The 15,149-nt window shown below is 67.0% G+C and carries 21 protein-coding genes and 1 tRNA gene; 5 read left to right on the top strand and 17 right to left on the bottom strand.

The window, feature by feature from the left end:
* Positions 1 to 199 precede the first annotated feature (199 nt).
* Positions 200 to 272 (top strand) — tRNA-Arg (locus G6N34_RS05035).
* 99 nt (positions 273 to 371) lie between these two features.
* On the opposite strand, the gene G6N34_RS05030 is transcribed toward G6N34_RS05035, so the two are convergent.
* The 16 genes from G6N34_RS05030 to G6N34_RS04955 all read right to left on the bottom strand — a co-directional run bounded on the left by G6N34_RS05030 (position 372) and on the right by G6N34_RS04955 (position 13,033).
* Positions 372 to 887, bottom strand: coding sequence for an MBOE_33420 family protein (locus tag G6N34_RS05030; RefSeq protein WP_085156711.1), 516 nt, complete (start codon positions 885 to 887; stop codon positions 372 to 374).
* A gap of 68 nt (positions 888 to 955) precedes the next feature.
* Positions 956 to 1,432 carry a hypothetical protein gene (locus G6N34_RS05025; protein WP_085156708.1) on the bottom strand — a complete coding sequence of 159 codons (477 nt, stop codon included), beginning with the start codon at positions 1,430 to 1,432 and terminating at the stop codon, positions 956 to 958.
* Positions 1,433 to 1,505: 73 nt separating this feature from the next.
* Positions 1,506 to 2,729 (bottom strand): hypothetical protein, encoded by a 1,224-nt coding sequence (locus tag G6N34_RS05020; protein ID WP_085156706.1) that lies wholly within the window; start codon positions 2,727 to 2,729, stop codon positions 1,506 to 1,508.
* Between the two features lie 328 nt (positions 2,730 to 3,057).
* Entirely contained in the window at positions 3,058 to 3,228 is a 171-nt protein-coding gene (locus tag G6N34_RS05015; protein ID WP_163645320.1) for a hypothetical protein, read from the bottom strand.
* Positions 3,229 to 3,259: 31 nt separating this feature from the next.
* The gene (locus G6N34_RS05010) at positions 3,260 to 3,670 is read right to left on the bottom strand and encodes a hypothetical protein (protein ID WP_234813105.1); all 411 of its coding nucleotides are present in this window, start codon (positions 3,668 to 3,670) and stop codon (positions 3,260 to 3,262) included.
* A gap of 194 nt (positions 3,671 to 3,864) precedes the next feature.
* Complete coding sequence (locus tag G6N34_RS05005) at positions 3,865 to 4,068, bottom strand: cold-shock protein (RefSeq protein WP_085156700.1); 204 nt, start codon at positions 4,066 to 4,068, stop codon at positions 3,865 to 3,867.
* 149 nt (positions 4,069 to 4,217) lie between these two features.
* Positions 4,218 to 4,646 (bottom strand): hypothetical protein, encoded by a 429-nt coding sequence (locus tag G6N34_RS05000; RefSeq protein ID WP_085156697.1) that lies wholly within the window; start codon positions 4,644 to 4,646, stop codon positions 4,218 to 4,220.
* Between the two features lie 36 nt (positions 4,647 to 4,682).
* Entirely contained in the window at positions 4,683 to 4,904 is a 222-nt protein-coding gene (locus tag G6N34_RS04995; protein WP_085156694.1) for a hypothetical protein, read from the bottom strand.
* Positions 4,905 to 4,920: 16 nt separating this feature from the next.
* On the bottom strand, positions 4,921 to 5,349 hold the full coding sequence (locus G6N34_RS04990) for a hypothetical protein (RefSeq protein WP_085156691.1): 429 nt from the start codon (positions 5,347 to 5,349) through the stop codon (positions 4,921 to 4,923).
* A complete protein-coding gene (locus tag G6N34_RS04985) occupies positions 5,346 to 7,169 on the bottom strand; it encodes a hypothetical protein (RefSeq protein WP_085156687.1) in 1,824 nt (607 codons plus the stop codon). Before G6N34_RS04985 ends, G6N34_RS04990 begins: the two co-directional genes overlap by 4 nt.
* Positions 7,170 to 7,463 (bottom strand): type VII secretion target, encoded by a 294-nt coding sequence (locus tag G6N34_RS04980; RefSeq protein ID WP_085156684.1) that lies wholly within the window; start codon positions 7,461 to 7,463, stop codon positions 7,170 to 7,172.
* 44 nt (positions 7,464 to 7,507) lie between these two features.
* The gene (locus G6N34_RS04975; protein ID WP_085156681.1) at positions 7,508 to 8,161 is read right to left on the bottom strand and encodes a pyridoxamine 5'-phosphate oxidase family protein; all 654 of its coding nucleotides are present in this window, start codon (positions 8,159 to 8,161) and stop codon (positions 7,508 to 7,510) included.
* 4 nt (positions 8,162 to 8,165) lie between these two features.
* Complete coding sequence (locus G6N34_RS04970; RefSeq protein ID WP_085156678.1) at positions 8,166 to 9,779, bottom strand: glycoside hydrolase family 13 protein; 1,614 nt, start codon at positions 9,777 to 9,779, stop codon at positions 8,166 to 8,168.
* A complete protein-coding gene (locus tag G6N34_RS04965; RefSeq protein WP_085156675.1) occupies positions 9,776 to 10,945 on the bottom strand; it encodes a lactate 2-monooxygenase in 1,170 nt (389 codons plus the stop codon). The genes G6N34_RS04970 and G6N34_RS04965 overlap by 4 nt, the downstream gene beginning before the upstream one ends.
* A gap of 28 nt (positions 10,946 to 10,973) precedes the next feature.
* On the bottom strand, positions 10,974 to 11,879 hold the full coding sequence (locus G6N34_RS04960; RefSeq protein ID WP_085156672.1) for an LLM class flavin-dependent oxidoreductase: 906 nt from the start codon (positions 11,877 to 11,879) through the stop codon (positions 10,974 to 10,976).
* A 38-nt stretch (positions 11,880 to 11,917) separates the two neighbouring features.
* Positions 11,918 to 13,033 (bottom strand): TDT family transporter, encoded by a 1,116-nt coding sequence (locus G6N34_RS04955; RefSeq protein WP_085156669.1) that lies wholly within the window; start codon positions 13,031 to 13,033, stop codon positions 11,918 to 11,920.
* 103 nt (positions 13,034 to 13,136) lie between these two features.
* On the opposite strand from G6N34_RS04955, the gene G6N34_RS04950 reads away from it, so the two are divergent.
* Positions 13,137 to 13,448 carry a DUF4097 family beta strand repeat-containing protein gene (locus tag G6N34_RS04950; protein WP_085156666.1) on the top strand — a complete coding sequence of 104 codons (312 nt, stop codon included), beginning with the start codon at positions 13,137 to 13,139 and terminating at the stop codon, positions 13,446 to 13,448.
* Between the two features lie 42 nt (positions 13,449 to 13,490).
* Complete coding sequence (locus G6N34_RS04945; RefSeq protein ID WP_085156663.1) at positions 13,491 to 13,703, top strand: hypothetical protein; 213 nt, start codon at positions 13,491 to 13,493, stop codon at positions 13,701 to 13,703.
* Here G6N34_RS04945 and G6N34_RS04940 read toward each other — a convergent pair.
* Positions 13,700 to 14,179, bottom strand: coding sequence for an Rrf2 family transcriptional regulator (locus G6N34_RS04940; RefSeq protein ID WP_085156660.1), 480 nt, complete (start codon positions 14,177 to 14,179; stop codon positions 13,700 to 13,702). The two genes, G6N34_RS04945 and G6N34_RS04940, sit on opposite strands and share 4 nt — an antisense overlap.
* Before the next feature lie 223 nt (positions 14,180 to 14,402).
* Between G6N34_RS04940 and G6N34_RS04935 the strand changes: the two genes are divergently transcribed.
* Both G6N34_RS04935 and G6N34_RS04930 read left to right on the top strand, forming a co-directional pair.
* Complete coding sequence (locus tag G6N34_RS04935) at positions 14,403 to 14,951, top strand: DUF5994 family protein (protein WP_085156657.1); 549 nt, start codon at positions 14,403 to 14,405, stop codon at positions 14,949 to 14,951.
* Positions 14,948 to 15,145 carry a hypothetical protein gene (locus G6N34_RS04930; protein ID WP_085156654.1) on the top strand — a complete coding sequence of 66 codons (198 nt, stop codon included), beginning with the start codon at positions 14,948 to 14,950 and terminating at the stop codon, positions 15,143 to 15,145. Before G6N34_RS04935 ends, G6N34_RS04930 begins: the two co-directional genes overlap by 4 nt.
* The last annotated feature ends 4 nt before the right edge of the window (positions 15,146 to 15,149 follow it).

Raw genomic sequence — 15,149 nt, 5'->3', positions numbered from 1 at the left:
GGTGTCCATCCTATGGTCTGGGGTGGTCAGGTCCCGAATCAGTTACCGGTCGGGGGCTCGTCTCCCGCACCTTCGGCGCTGGCGTCCATGTTTGTGGCCGGGCGCCGACGTTCTGTGCATCCGCGACACCGGGGCGTATCGGATTCGGACTGGCCGTCACGATGGGTTAGTCTGTGCAGGCCCAATGGCGCATCACTGCGCCCCCGTAGCTCAGGGGATAGAGCGTCTGCCTCCGGAGCAGAAGGCCGCAGGTTCGAATCCTGCCGGGGGCACCCATGAACCGCCTGATCACAGGCGGTTTTCGGCTATCTGACACCAATCCGCCTGATCCCCGTCCTGGCCAGCGCTGCCGCTTCCGGTGCGTTCTGCTCCTAGTCCGGCGGGGCGTCGATCGGGATCAGCGAGATCGGCACCCAGTGGGTGCCCGGTCCCTCGCCTGGGCAGCCCGCCCCGCCGACGACGAGCGTGCGTTCACCATGGAAGCTGCCGTCGTTGTTCGGGATCCAGTAGTCCGAGCGACGGGACGGCACACCGCTGTTGGCGTCGGTGCGCTCGCACAGGTAGGGCTGTTCACCGCTCGTCTCCCACCGGCCGTCGGTCCACCGGTACTCGAACTCCAGGGGTGCGCCGGGATTTCGTTTCTGGTCGTCGCTGTTGTCCATGCGCGCGAGGCAACCGTTCACGTCACAGTTGGTGGTGAACGAGACGGGAAACGTCTTCGACTCCATCGGGGTCGGCGTGCCATTGAAGGTCTGCTTCGCAAAGTCGACGGAGAGGTTGTAATACCCGTAGAGCGGCGGTGGTTCAGCACGATCCGCATGTGCGAGCGGCGACATGGTCGAAAAGGCAGTTACGGCCAGCACACCGACCACGGCCAGTTTCCTCATGCTGACTGGATAGCACATGAACGGCTGCCGGTGGACTATCTTCTCGTAAGGGCAACCGGGTTTCGAGCTCAGTTCGGCAGGGCCGGCGTATCGGCGGGGATCTCGTCGGTGCCGACATTCGGGCACATGAGCTTCAGCGCGTGAAGCGCTGCGGTCGAATCCTGGTATCCACCCACGAAATCCCGGTCTGGGAACCCACTCGGGGGTGCGTTTGGACTGCCCTTGCTGATGCGGTGCACCGCATCGGCGAGCTTCAGCACCCTCGTCCTCAGTTCCGGATCCTGGACCGCTGCCGCTTCGCCGCGGACCGCGGCTTCTGCTTCGGCGGCCGTCCGGGACAGGTTGGGCTCGGAATGGCCGCCCATCCCCCGCATAGCGGCCGGGAAGACCGCCATGAGGTGATGCGCGGCATCGTCGGCGCGTTGACAGTCTGCACTCGGCGCGTTGTCACGTGGTGCGGTCAGGATCAGGATCAGCGCAATGGGCGCTGCGACGGCACCCATAGCCAGCGTGATCTTTCCGCGCGACCAATCCGGAAGGCCCATCGGTACAGCCTAAGCACGGCGACGCAGCGCAAGTCGCATCAATCACCAGGGCGATGCGCACCCACGGCGCCCTTCAGTCCTGCCTGTCGACGGGCCTGGGTGCCTTGAGCCGATCGGCAATCCGTGTTCCGAACGACGGGTGACGATCATCTCTGGATGTCTGGGCGTCGGCGTGCCTGGCCGGTGCTGGCAATCGCGGCAACGTGAGGGTGAGGGGTGCAGGTGACGGTCGGGGCTGGTGCCGGTCCACGGGTTGTGCGTCCTCAGTCTTCACCTGGGGGTCACCGACCGCCTTGGCCGCCGGGGGCCGAGTCGGTTTCACGGCGGGCTGGCGCGGGGCCACCCCGTCTGCAGCAGTCACCGCCTCTGCAGCCGCCGCCCCTTCAGTCACTGCGTTCGAGGGACTCTCTGCAGTCACTGAGCTCGAGGGGCTCGGCACCGTCAGTCGCCGCCTCGAGGCGCCCGCCTGACCGGCCTCCGCGCGGACGTCGTCGACGGCCTTGACCACCGCGTCCGCGACGATGGTGCCCGCGTCAGTCAGAGCCTGTGCGGCGGTGTCGACACCCGCGGCCACCGCCCGGACCGGATTCCCGCTGGCCGCGAGTTCCTGCGCCACGGCGTCGGGAACCTCGAAGACCGCGGACAACACCTCGTTGAAGGCCGGGAAGATGATGGCCCCACCCACGTTGATCGCACCGATCACCGCGACCTGCACGACTCCCTCCGGCCTCGCCGTGGGTGTCGGGTTGGGCACGATCGGCAGGTTGAGCGCGGTATAGGTGTCCTGGCGCGCGGTCTGGATGGCCGAGACGACCCCCGGCAACCCGTCCACCGCGGCGGGGACGATGTTCATCAGTCCGACCACACCCACCTCGAAGGCATTCAGCGCCCGCGGAGCGACCTCGGTGCCGTCGGCCAGGATCGCGGCGGCCGCCGCAGCGTTGGTCGGGCCCGTGACCGATGCGGCAGCGATCCCGATCGCCTTCAACACATCATTGGACTGCAACGCAGCCAGGAACGTGGCCGGCGCCTGCAGCGTCGTCACTCCTGCCGTCACGCCGGTCTGAACCAGCAGCGGGCAGATGATCGAGCAGTAGGTGACCTGATTGCGCAGGAAGCTGACGATCAGCCCACCGGGCGGGACTGACGCGGCTGCCAACCGGATGTCCTGCATCACGATCGGCCGTGGTTGGGATGAGACCACCGGGCCCAGGGGTGCGGCCGTCAGCGCGGCGATGCCCATGACGGCCACCCCCGCCGCGACGAATCCGGCGCGCGGGCGAGTCCGTGCCTGCATGGCACCCCCTCATATCGACGGTGATGCAGACCACACGAACCGCAGCGGCGACGGGTTCAACGCAGGGTGAGGCGACAGGTGGAACCGACGATCACCGTGCTTCGGCGGTGGCGGCGCCACCGTCTCAGACATTGCCCTCATGCGCGCAGCAATCGGAAACGAGTTGGGTGTCAAAGCCCTCCGGAGGCATACGGACCGCTCATGACCTGCTGCACTCCTGGACGCGGAGCTGACCGCATCGGGGCTTCCGTCGGTGGCGATCGTCGCGGGAGCGAGCGCCGGTTCCGGCGCGTACCAGCGCCATGCCGGCCGAAGGATCCGTGGTGAATCACCCCAGCGTGTCTGCGGTGACCGGGGGCTTGAGCCGACCCGCAATCATCTTTCCGAGCGACTGCCGCTGCTCGTGGGTGGCGATGCCGTGGTTCTGGCAGTGACGACTGCCGGGGGTCGGGTTCTGGACGCAGCCGGGACTCCGGCATGCGCGGTGTAGGTAGGTCATGATCAATCCTTCGAAGTTCCAGTAGTCGGCGCTATCGCGTGTCGGCGCCGATCGCGACCATCTCCACGTAGGCCGCGGTGATTCCCGTCAGGGCGAAAGGCGCGTCGGTGTCCCCGCTGGGCGGTGCGCCGCGGGGGTCAAGTTCTGCGACGGCGTCTCGATACCTGGCCGGGACCTGGGCGCCGCGATGCTCAAGCAGTGCCCTGCGGGTCAGCTCGCACAGGCTCGTCCACCAGCTGTCAAGGCGGAGGCGTTCCTCCTCCAGGCGGATCGCCTCGGCCGAGCGGAGTTGCCAGCGTCGCGACTTCTGGCGGATGTTGTCGTCACGGACCAAGTCGGCGCGGCGCGGTATCGACGCTGCGATCGCTTCCGAGAGATAACCGTGCGGGTGCGCCAGCAGTTTGGCCTGAACACGCATCTCCAACGTGTAGAACCATGTCAACGGTTGGATTCTGCCCATATGTCAGTGTAGCCGAATTGGGCGAACTTCATTCACGTACAGCGTTGAGAGGAAAGCGATATGGCGAGGCGGTAGCCTGAAACGGTTGGAACACAACAGAACTCAGTCACAGTCCCCTAAAACGAAGAACGCTGGTGCGGAATGCTCCGCACCAGCGTCTTGAAGTCTGCGTCAGATCAGATGGCGGAAACGCCAACTGCCTGAGGACCTTTGGCGCCCTGCTCGATCTCGAACTGGACCCGAGCGTTCTCCTCGAGCGTGCGGAAGCCGCCGCCGGTGATCTCGCTGTAGTGGACGAAGACGTCCGCCGAGCCGTTGTCAGGAGCGATGAAGCCGAAGCCCTTTTCGCCGTTGAACCATTTCACAGTGCCCTGTGCCATTGAATTTCTTCTCTCAATCAAATGCGCAGCAACTAGCAAGCGCGCCTCAACAGCGTAGCACGGAATCGGCGCCGCGATATCCGCACGAGCCGCGACCGGCCACTGGGGGTCACCTCATGAGCCGCCACCGGTCGCGGACTACGAGGTCGTCACGCTTCGGGTTTAGGCCAACCCCAGTTCTTGTACGAATTCGACCGCTTCAGCGATTCGAGTTCTGCACAGACCTTTTCGGTCTTTGCGTCATCGGCGAACAGCACTTCAACGCAGTTCAGATTGTCCTGCAGCCAGTTCAACTGACTCAAAATCGTGCCCTGATCGGTGTCAGCCCCACCCTCAAGGTACTGGCGAATCAACGACAGCCAGTACCCCCGCGTATTGCCTTCAGGCCGCAACGGGACGACCAGAAGATCAAACTGCTCACGGTTGTTGGTGACGTCCCACCTCAACGTATCTCCGGACAGCGTCACCGATGCATCGATGTCGGCCAGGCCGCGGTGGCTCGAATCCGTGAACCGGTACGCATCGCTGAGGTAAAGGAATGACAGATACCTGGCGACGAAATCAAGAAGCCTGGTCACGGTCCACCCTCGAGGCTGGGAGGAAGCAGTGTCTGGTCATCGAGGACGGTGTACCCCTTGGAATAGATAACGCAGTTCGGCCCCGGTGTAGGTGTCCGGCCGGATTTCGGTGAAGGGCACTGGGAGTCGGATGGTGTCACGGTTGGCGATGGCTGTGTCCAGCACATGCTGGTTGGCGGCCAGCTGCTGATTCGGCGCGAACGAGTTCCAGGCGTCGCCCAGGTCGAAGTAGCTGGCTCCCGCCCTCAGTGCAGTCACAACGCGACGCGCCACATCACGCCTCAGGGTGGGGGATTCCCCAGTTCTTGTACGCGTTCGCGCGCTGCAGATCGTTGAGTTCGGCGCACACCTCCGCCGCTCGTCTATCGTCGGCGAAGAGGCCTTCGATGGCCGGCAGGCTGGTTGCGAGCCAACTGACCTGATCCAGGATGGAGCCCTGTTCCGTGTCGTCCCCTCCGCCGAGGTACTGCCGGATCACCGAAAGCCAGAACCAGTCGTCCTCGCCACCGACTCGCGTCGGCGCAACCGAGATCTCGAACTGACCGCGGTCATTCGACACCACCCACGTCAACCTCTCACTGGACAATGTGATCGAGGCGTCGATATCGGCCAACCCACGGGAGCGGGAATTGGTGAAGCGATACGCGGGATTGAGGTACAGCACCTGCAGATACTGAGCGATGAACTCGAGAAGCCTTGTCATGAGCCGCCTTCGATCTTCGGAGGCACCAGCTTAGTGTCACCGACCAGCTGGTAGCCATGGTCCAGCAGATACCTCAGTTCCGCTCCCGTATAGGTGTCCGGGAGCACCTTGTAGAACGGCACGGACAACGTGATGGTGTCGTGATTCGCGATCGCCATGTCTAGCACGTGCTGATTCGCGGCAAGCTGCTGCTGCGGTGCGTAGGAGTACCAGTCCGCCCCCAGATCGAAGTAGCTGGCGCCGCGGTCCCTGGCCACGTCGATGTACGACGGGCCGCCATCTCGAGGAGCGAAGGGCCCAAGGACGGTCTCTCCTGAGCCCGATAGGTGCTGCTCCGTCAGAACGCGCAGTCCGGGCGGCATGTACTGCGTCGGGTTGTCCAACCCGAACTCCGGGCGCGACGTGTCGATGGGATCGGCGATCTCGAACGGCGTCAAGTGCGCGCTGGTCGGGCCGTGCCCCGGCGTCGGGCCGTCGGGAACATGGGGAGCGGGAGTGTCCATCTCCGGCAGGTCGAGGCCGTGCAACGCACCGGACCGCAACAGCCCCGCTTCTGGGCCAAAGAGCAGCGCCGGCGCCGTCATCGCACCGTCGGCGCCCTTCTCGCCGGCGTAGTACGCCAGGCTCGGTGCGTCCATCGCATTCTGGACCTCGCTCAGCAGGGGATGGAGAGGATTGGCGGCGGTTCTCCCGATTTCCTCGGCGGTGCCGGTGACCAGATCCCGCCAGGACTCGAACACCCCGGGAGCCTTGGGTCCGCCCGTGCCGAACAGGTTCTTGAAGGATTGTTCGGTGGCCAGCCAGCGATCACGGAACCCGTCCACAAATCCGGGCGCCGGCTGCGGCGGGAGTTTCGGGGGCGCGGGCAGTGGAGCGTTCGGATCGTAAGTCGCCCAGAACTGCTCGGAGCTCGCGACCATATCGTTGATCCGCTGCTCGATCTGGTCGGAGGGCACCCCCTGGGCGGCCAGCAGGGACCTAATCGCCGCCTTGCCCTCCTCCAACGCCTTAGGATCCGTGCCCGCAGGGGGCTGCAGCTTCGGCACGGCGGACTGCGGGGGCTGCTGCGGTGGAATGACCGCGGCCTGCGGTGGTGACGCACCGGGCGCTGGTTGCTCCCGCTCCGTCGGCAGCAGCATGTCCTCCAGCGTCGGGGTGCCGTCACCGCCGCCGCCCGCGCCTGGTTCGGGTGTCGGCGACATCATCGGGCCCTCTTTGAAGGTCCGGTTGTCCACCAACTGCACGGATCCGTCCCGGTCCTGCGGCGCGCCGGGCACCTCGGCAAAGGACACGGACTCGAATGCTGCGACGGCTGCGGTGAGGGCGCCGGCCGCAGCCTGGTCGGAGTTGAGCAGTGCCGCCGCGGCCGACCGGATCTCGGCGGCCAACTGCTTGGCCTGCGCCAGCTTGGCGTCGTATTCGGGGCCCGGCGGGAACTCTTCTCGACTGCTCAGCGACAGGTCCTCGCCGACGTCGAGGCCGGCGTCCTCGGCTCGCCGGATCGCATCGAGGACGACGTTTTTGGCCGCCGAAATCTCGCGCGCGCCGACGGTGGCCGTAGACGCGGCAGCACACAGGTCGTCGGCGATGCCGATGACGGTCAGCTTGTCGGACTGGGTGCGCCGCGCGGTCGCCGCTGCGGTGGCGCCGTCCCAGCCCGAACCGCCGGGAGCCAACGCGCCCTGGTGGATGGTGCTGAACGACGCCTCCCACTGGTCGGCCGTTGCGGACCATGATCGCGCCGCCGACGTCAGATGACTGGTGTCCCACGCCTCGATCTGCGACCGCGTCGGCAGGCCCGCGAGATTGGAGCCGGGCATCTACACCAGGAATGTCGGCGTGGTCGCCGCGATCTGCGTCGCCGACCGGCGCTCCTGCTCGGCGAATGTCGTTGCCGCAGCGTCCATCTTCACCCCCGTGGTCTCCGCTCGATCACTCAGGCGTGCAGCCATCGCGGTCACGGCCGCCGACACTGCCGTCACTGCGGCAGTGGTCGGCTGAAACACCGGTCCGGCGCTGACCGGCGCCGCTGCACCGGAGAGCTCGACCGCCTCCGATCCGCACTGGGCCGCGAAGGTGCGCAGTCCAGTCAATTGGACGTCCAGATCCCCCACGGATGCAGTCTAAGGGCCCGCGTGGGGTCCGCAATTCACCAGAATCAGGCCAACGGACGGTTCGCCATCCGACGCACCGACTCCGGCACGGGCACCGTCACGGGGCAGTCCGGTGCGGCCACCGGATCGCCGTAGACGCTGGTCAACGGCACCACCCCGGCCCAGACGCCGGCGGCGACGTCCGATTCGGGATCCTCGGGCCAGCCGTTGCTGATCTTCAGAGACCAGTTCGACTCCCCGATCGGCAGCGTCAGCACCAGGGTCGCGGCCAGTTCCTTGCGGGTGCTCTCTCGCAGTTCGGCCACCCGACCCGGGATGAACGCGTCGGTCAGCGCCTCCACGTAGTCGACCTTGTCGGCGTCGGCGACCCGGGTGAACGTTCCGAACAGCGTGGCGCTGCGGTAGCGAAACGACGACTCGAACCCGCTGCGGGCCACCACCACGCCATCGAGCGTGGTGATCGACACCGCGGCCGAAACGCCGTCAGCCAGGGCACGCATCCAGGGCGACCCCGTGGACCCGTGGACCACCAGTTCGTCGTCCACCCGGGTGAATCCGGTGGGAAACACGACAGGATGCCCATCCCGCACCAACGCGATGGTGGCCAGGGGCGTGCTGCGCATCAGGTCGTTGAGCGCCTCGCGGGACGTGCTCTGTTTCTCCGGCAGGCGGGAGACGCGGATCGTGGGCTGCGACATGCCGTCAACTTTCGCACGGGGCGGCCAACCACGCCGCGGTATCCGGCGGCAGGACACCGACGGCATGGGGGCCCGAGGCCAGGATCACCGAAAGCCGCTCGGGCAGCGCGATTTCAGTGTCACCGGTGTTGACCCAGCACTGGGCGGCACCGCGTTGGAACGCCAACGCCTCAGGTGTGTTGACCAGCCAGCGGACCGCGCCGGCCTCCACCCACAGTCCCGGCCGCAACGCGAGGGCCTGGCGGTACAGATGCAGGACGGAGTCGACGTCGTCCTGCTGGGCAGCCACGGAATGTGCACCCCAGTGCTCGGGCTGCGGCAGCCAGGTCGGGGCGCCGCCGGGCGGCGAGAAGCCATATGGGGCAGTGTTTCCCGCCCACGGCAACGGGATCCGGCACCCGTCGCGACCGACGTCGGTGAACCCCGACTGCACCCAGGTGGGGTCCTGCCGAACTTCGTCGGGCAGGTCCTCGACCTCCTCGAGGCCCAATTCCTCACCCTGATAGACGTAGGCGGTGCCGGGCAGCGCCAACTGCAGCAGCGCGCACGCCCGGGCGCGGCGTCGCCCCAGGTCGTGATCGGCCTGCTCCTCGGCCCACCGGGACCGCTCCCACTCCGACTCCACCAGGCTCGCAGGCTGCGACCGCGCGTACCTGGTGACGGTCCGGGGGACGTCATGGTTGGACAGCACCCACGTCGGCGGTGCACCGACGGACTCCGCACCGGCGATCGCGTCGTCGATCACCGCGCGCAGCGTTTCGGCCCGCCACGGCGCGCGCAGGAAGTCGAACTGGAACGCGGTGTGCAGTTCGTCGGACCGCAGGTACCTCGCCAACCGCTCGCTGCTGGGCACCCATGCCTCGGCGATGAAGACCCGTTGCGGCGCATACTGATCCGCGATCGCTCGCCATCCCCGATAGATCTCGTGCACGCCGTCCTGGTCGAAGGCCGGGTGAGTCGTCTTGGCGTTGCCGCGGTCCGGCAGGCCCTCGGCCTTGACCAACCCGTGTGCGACGTCGATGCGGAACCCGTCGACGCCCTTGTCGAACCAGAATCCGAGGACGTCCTCGAACTCGGCGCGCACCTGCGGGTGCTCCCAGTTGAGATCCGGTTGACCGGGGGCGAACAGGTGCAGATACCAACTGCCGTCGGCGACCCGACTCCAGGCCGGACCACCGAAGATGCTGCCCCAGTCGTTGGGGGGAAGATCCCCGTCGGCGCCGCGCCCCGAACGGAACAGGTACCGCTGACGCGCGCCCGGTTCGTCGCGCAGGGCGGCCTGGAACCACTCGTGCTGATCGGAGGTGTGGTTGGGCACGATGTCGAGAATCACCTTGAGCCCCAAGGTGTGCGCGTCGGCGATGAAGGCCTCGGCCTCCCCCAGCGTGCCGTAGGACGGTTCGATGCCGCGGTAGTCGGAGACGTCGTAGCCGGCGTCGGCCATCGGCGACGGGTACCAGGGGTTGATCCACACCGCGTCGATGCCCAGGGCCGCGAGGTAGGGCAGTCGGGAGCGCAGGCCCGCGATGTCCCCGATGCCGTCACCGTTGTCGTCGGCGAAGCTGCGGATGTAGACCTGGTAGACGACGGCGCTCTCCCACCACTGCACGAAGCTCAACCGCCCACGCGGCGCAGGGCATCCGGTGAGAGGTCGGCCAGGGTCGGGTAGCCGTCGACCGCCATGATCAGGTCGGCCTCGGCCAGCAGTGAGCGCACCACGTGCACGATGCCGTCGACACCTCCGAGCGCCAGGCCGTAGGCGTACGGGCGCCCGATCCCAACGGCCTTGGCACCCAACGCCAGTGCCTTGATGACGTCCGCGCCGGAACGGACCCCGGAATCGAACAGCACCGGCAGGTCGCCGGAGGCCTCGACCACGCCCGGCAGGCAGTCGATGGCCGGCAGACCGCCGTTGGCCTGCCTGCCGCCGTGGTTGCTGCAGTAGATGCCGTCGACGCCGTAGTCCGCGGCGCGGCGGGCGTCGTCCGGGTGGCAGATGCCCTTCAGGATCAGCGGCAGCTTTGTCAGCGACCGCAGCCAGGTCAGGTCATCCCAGGTCAGCGATTTCCCGAAGACGCTCGCGAAGTACATGACGGCATCCCGGGGGTCAGCGCCCTCGGCCAGGCCGGCCTTCTCCCGGAACACCGGATCGCTGGTGTAGTTGGCCAGGCACTTCCCCCGCAACTGCGGGAAGTTGGCGGTGGCCAGGTCACGTGGGCGCCATCCCGGGATCCAGGTGTCGAGCGTGACGACGATCCCGGCGTATCCGGCGGCCTCGGCCCGATGCACCAGGCTCTCGGCGATGTCGCGGTCGTTGGGGCAGTACAACTGGTAGAAGGCCGGGGTGTCGCCGACCTGTGCGGCAATGTCCTCCATCGGATCCTCGACCAGGGTGGACGCGCACATCGGCACGCCGGTGGCCGCCGCGGCCCGCGCGGTCGCGAGGTCACCGTGACCGTCCTGGGCACACAGGGCGATCACCCCGATCGGTGCCAGGAAAATCGGGGCGGGCCAGCGCTTTCCAAACAGCTCGACCGACAGGTCCCGCTCCGTGGCGCCCACCAGCATGCGCGGGATGAGCCCCCACCGACCGAAGGCCGTGACGTTGCCGTCCTGGGTGTTCTCGTCTCCGGCCCCTCCTGCCACATAGGACCAGACCGACGGCGGCAGGGCGTGCCGGGCGCGCTCCTCGAGATCGGCGTAGGCCATCGGCAGGCTGGGCAGCACCCCGGTGAGACCCTGAAAGTAGATCTCGTACTGGAAGGCGCCGTACGGCGTGGTCATCACTTCAGTCCTTTCGACTTGTGGAGTCTCACAGGTGCTGTCTGCAGCTGGGACTCCACAAATCACTCACGACGGCCGCGGCACGCCTCAGTTGGTCGATGTCCGTACTGGTCGGGATCAGGTGGATCTCGTCGGTGCCGACGGCTTCGAAACTGCGCAGCACCGCGGCCAACTCGTCCTCATCACCGGCCCATCCCGTGGTCGGGGCTATGGCCTCGACCAGGTCGGCCGGTAGCCAGTTCATGTAGCGCAGCAGGTGAGTGCGGACCTGTTCGCGGGCTTGATCCTTGTCCCCCAACGCAAACCAGAAGGAGGTGGCCAGGTGCGGCGCGGGTTTCCCCGCCTCGGCCCACGCGTGTCGAGCCACGTCGAAGAGCTCGTTCTGGCCCGCGACGTCGAGGTCCATGGTGATCCCGGCGAGTCCGTCAGCCCAGGCTGCGGCGCTGCGCACGGTCTTGGGTCCGATGGTGCCGACCAGCAGTCGCGGCCCGCCGTGCTGGACGGGCGACGGTCCGACCGGAAGCACCGATTCGGTGATCTTCTCGCCCGCCCACACCCGGCGCATGATCCCCACGCGGTCGGCCATCTCCCGCATGGTCTGGGTCTTCGGGTCCGCGCCCACCGCGCGGTAATCCTCATGGCGGCCGCCGACGCCGATGCCCACGGTCAACCGCCCGCCCGAGAGCATGTCGCCGGTGGCCAGTGCCTTGGCGCACATCACCGGGTCGTGCAGTTGCGGCACGATCACCGTCGTCACCAACTCGACACGTTCGGTCCAGGCTGCCATCGCGCCCAACAGCGTCAGGCTGTCCGGGTTGTCGAACGCGATGCGCTCACCCCAGCACAGTGCCGAGAACGGCCCCTCGTCGATGGTGGCGGCCCACGCGCGCAGCGTGGTGGCGTCCAGATCCGGTTCCATGACTGGCAATGTCATCCCTACGCGCACGCCCGCGATTCTGGCACGCGCAGGGCTCAGGTGAGCGTGTCTTTGCTCGCGCGGACAGGTCCGGTGGGCGGGGGTTGGAACAGACTGCCCCGCATGCCGCCGCGGGTCGTGCGGGTCGCCACCAGGATCCAGGTGCTCAGCAGGCCCGCGTAGGCGGCCACCGCCGCGACCTTGAACGCCGGAAGGTGAGTGTGCGCCGCGAGCTGGGTGGTGCCAGTGACGAAGGTGCCGACCGGGAAGGTCAGGCTCCACCACGTCAACGCGAACGGCATGCCGCGGCGCAGGGTGCGCACTGTCAACGACGTCGCCAGCGCGATCCACAGCACCGCGAACCCCCACACCGGGACGCCGTAGAGAATCGCGAATGCCTTCATCGCGGCGGCGACGTCCGGTGGAGCGGCCAACGCCGCGTCACTCCCGAGCAGACCTGCCACGGTGATCGATTGACCCAACGGGCCCAACACAATCCACAGCGTCGGCACCCGCGCCGTCCCGGACGTCCCGTACAGAGTCAGCCGGCTCCAGATCATCGTGATGATCACCAGTGATGCGACCAGCGACAGGCCGAACATCGCATAACAGCCGTAGAGCATGGTGGTCTGGCCGGTGCCCGGCGCCATGTGCGGGATCAGCAGCGCACCGCCGGCCGCGGACACCATGGGCGGCACCACGGGCATCAACCAGCCGCCGAACGCCGCGTCTGGTTCGACGTTGTGCTGGGTGAACATCAGGTACGGGATGGAGACGGCAGTGAACAGCCCGCCCAACGTGCCTGCGGTCCACAGCACCCAGGCGATGTCCACGGCCAGGCGCTCACCGATCAGGTTGGTTCCGACCAGCAGCGCGCCGGACCCGACGGTCACGAACGCCATCGGTGCCGCACCGTAGAAGTGGGCCATCTGCGGGTTGCGCGCGTGGGTCCGCGCCACGGTCGGATGCCGGAGCCAGTGCCCGCCGACGACCACGGCCAGCACCACGAGCAGGACTGCGGCGATCACCCAGACGACCTCGGTGAAGCCGCGCACCCCGGGGATCGTCACCGGGAGCGAGGCGCCCGCGGTCGCGACGATGCCCGTCCCCATCACGGCCGAGAACCAGTTGGGCCCGATGTTGCCGAGTGCTTCGACGCGCGTGGTGGCCATGGACCCAGAACCGTACTGCACCGGTCCATACGGGGGTTATCCCCCGCAGAGTCTCTGGAGAACGCGGTGTTGCCCAGGACCGTGGGATACCTAGGTTTGAACCATGGCAAAGGGCGTAATCCACGCGCGTCAACCGCTGGCGGTGCGCGAGTCGTTCTCGGCCACCAGTGTCGACGGCGACATCACCGTGGACTTCCAGGACCCGACGGCCCAGCGGATCGAGGCCACGAGCGGTGACGGCGACGTGGTGCTCGGCCTGGCGGGTGACGGACCGTTCCTGGTCAAGGCGAGCACCGAAGCCCGGCACGGCGTGATGGTGGTGCGCGTGCCGGAGACGCTCGACCCGAAGCGGGCGGTCTCGACCGTCATAGCGCGGTCGGCGACCGGAGATGTGACGGTGGACGAACGGAACTGAGTCCGGTGTTTCGCCGGTCACAGTTCGGGTTAGTCGTTGTTGATGGACGCCAGCAACGATGACAACGAGAACACCTTCGAGAAGCCGGAGGTCACCGAGTCGGCCAAGGAGAAGGCGGCGGACATGGTCAAGTCCTACGAGGACCGACCGACTGCAGTGCTGCCGGGCTCGCACAACACCGTGACCGGCACCGCAGTCAACGACTGGCTCGACGAGGACGGCAACCCGAAGTACGGCCAGGACCAGCAGAGCTAACCCGCGGGCCGATGCCCCCGGACGCGTTCCTGGGTGCGATAGTCGTCGGCAAGCGACGACACGTGCTCAGGCAGGCGGCCTGAGGCCACCTCGGCCAGGCTGGTCTGCTCAAGGACCGCGCGCATACTGGCCCGCAACGCGCGCCACACGTCCGTGAGCGCCTCGGTCGGGCCGGAGTACGGCAGATCCCCGAGACCGATGTCGCGCACGCTGGCCAACGGGCCGTCGATGCAGCGCAGCACATCGGCGATGCTGATCTGATCCGCGGGCCTGCCCAACGCGTAACCGCCGTCTCGGCCGCGGTGACTGCGCACCAGCCGATCGGCACGCAGAACCGCGAGGATGTCGACCAGAAACTGCGGCGGGATGCCCTGAGCTTTGGCCAGGTCGTCGGTCTTGACCAGTTCGCCCGCGTCGACGGTGGCCAACTGCACCATCGCCCGCACGGCGTACTCCGCCTTTGCCGACATCCGCATTGCATGGATTCTGCCACTGTCAACATCCGACTCCCCCGATTGTCGTCGCATCGGACGAGCGCGGCTGCTGTGAGAATTTGAGAAACCTCAGCAGATCTGGGCCGGTGACCTGCGCTTCCCGTACACTGAAAGTACTGGTGGTACTTCTTGCACGTGCTCAGTCGGAGCCGTCCATCGCCAGTTCACCAATTGGCCGAATAAGGCCAGAGACGGGAGCGTCCTCATGACGCTGACTAACACGCATCGGCATGAACCGAACTTCACCGGCCCAGAGCGCACCCCCCGTCTCCGCCTGAAGCCCAAAGAGGCGTCCAGCGGCACGGTCGACGGGGCCTGGTGGCCGCGCAGTGACGATCTCAGCGCGGAACTGCCGGACCTGTTGGCGGTGTTGTCGGTCCGCCTGGGCGACATCGAGCGCGTACAGTACGCCCTGCCCGAGTGGAAGTCGGTGCCGCGCACCATCAACACCGGGGCCGCGAGGGTCAAACTCGACGGGTATCAACGTCAACCACATTGCACTGTAGGCATTCTCGGGCAGGGTCGTCAGAAGTTGACGCTTCTCGTCGTGCCGCCCTACACGGATGCCAGTGATGCGCACACGGCGATGATGAAGGCGGCCGAACCGCACGGCACCGGCACCGCCGACGAATTGTTGGGCATCGGCCCCCGCGACCGGGCCAGGCGCGATGGGTACACGCTTGCCGAGAATCGCTGGGAATCAGAGGGTGGTGCGCCCTGCAGGGCGCCGGCGATGGCCACGAGTTCGACATGACAGTCCATGTGACACGCGACAACGGTGTGGTCGATGACTACATGAGGTTCGGCGACAGGTATGTCAAGCACGCCGACGGTTCATTGGCCGTCATCAGAGCCAGCACCATGCCGACGAAGATGTATTCCGCCGGCCAGTGGTCGACGGTGGCCGGCGACGAGCGCAGGATCAAACACGGGATGTTCCACCGCTGACCCG

The sequence above is a fragment of the Mycolicibacterium confluentis genome (assembly GCF_010729895.1).
Classification (GTDB): Bacteria; Actinomycetota; Actinomycetes; order Mycobacteriales; family Mycobacteriaceae; genus Mycobacterium; species Mycobacterium confluentis.
This window is presented reverse-complemented; position numbering and strand designations above follow the sequence as displayed.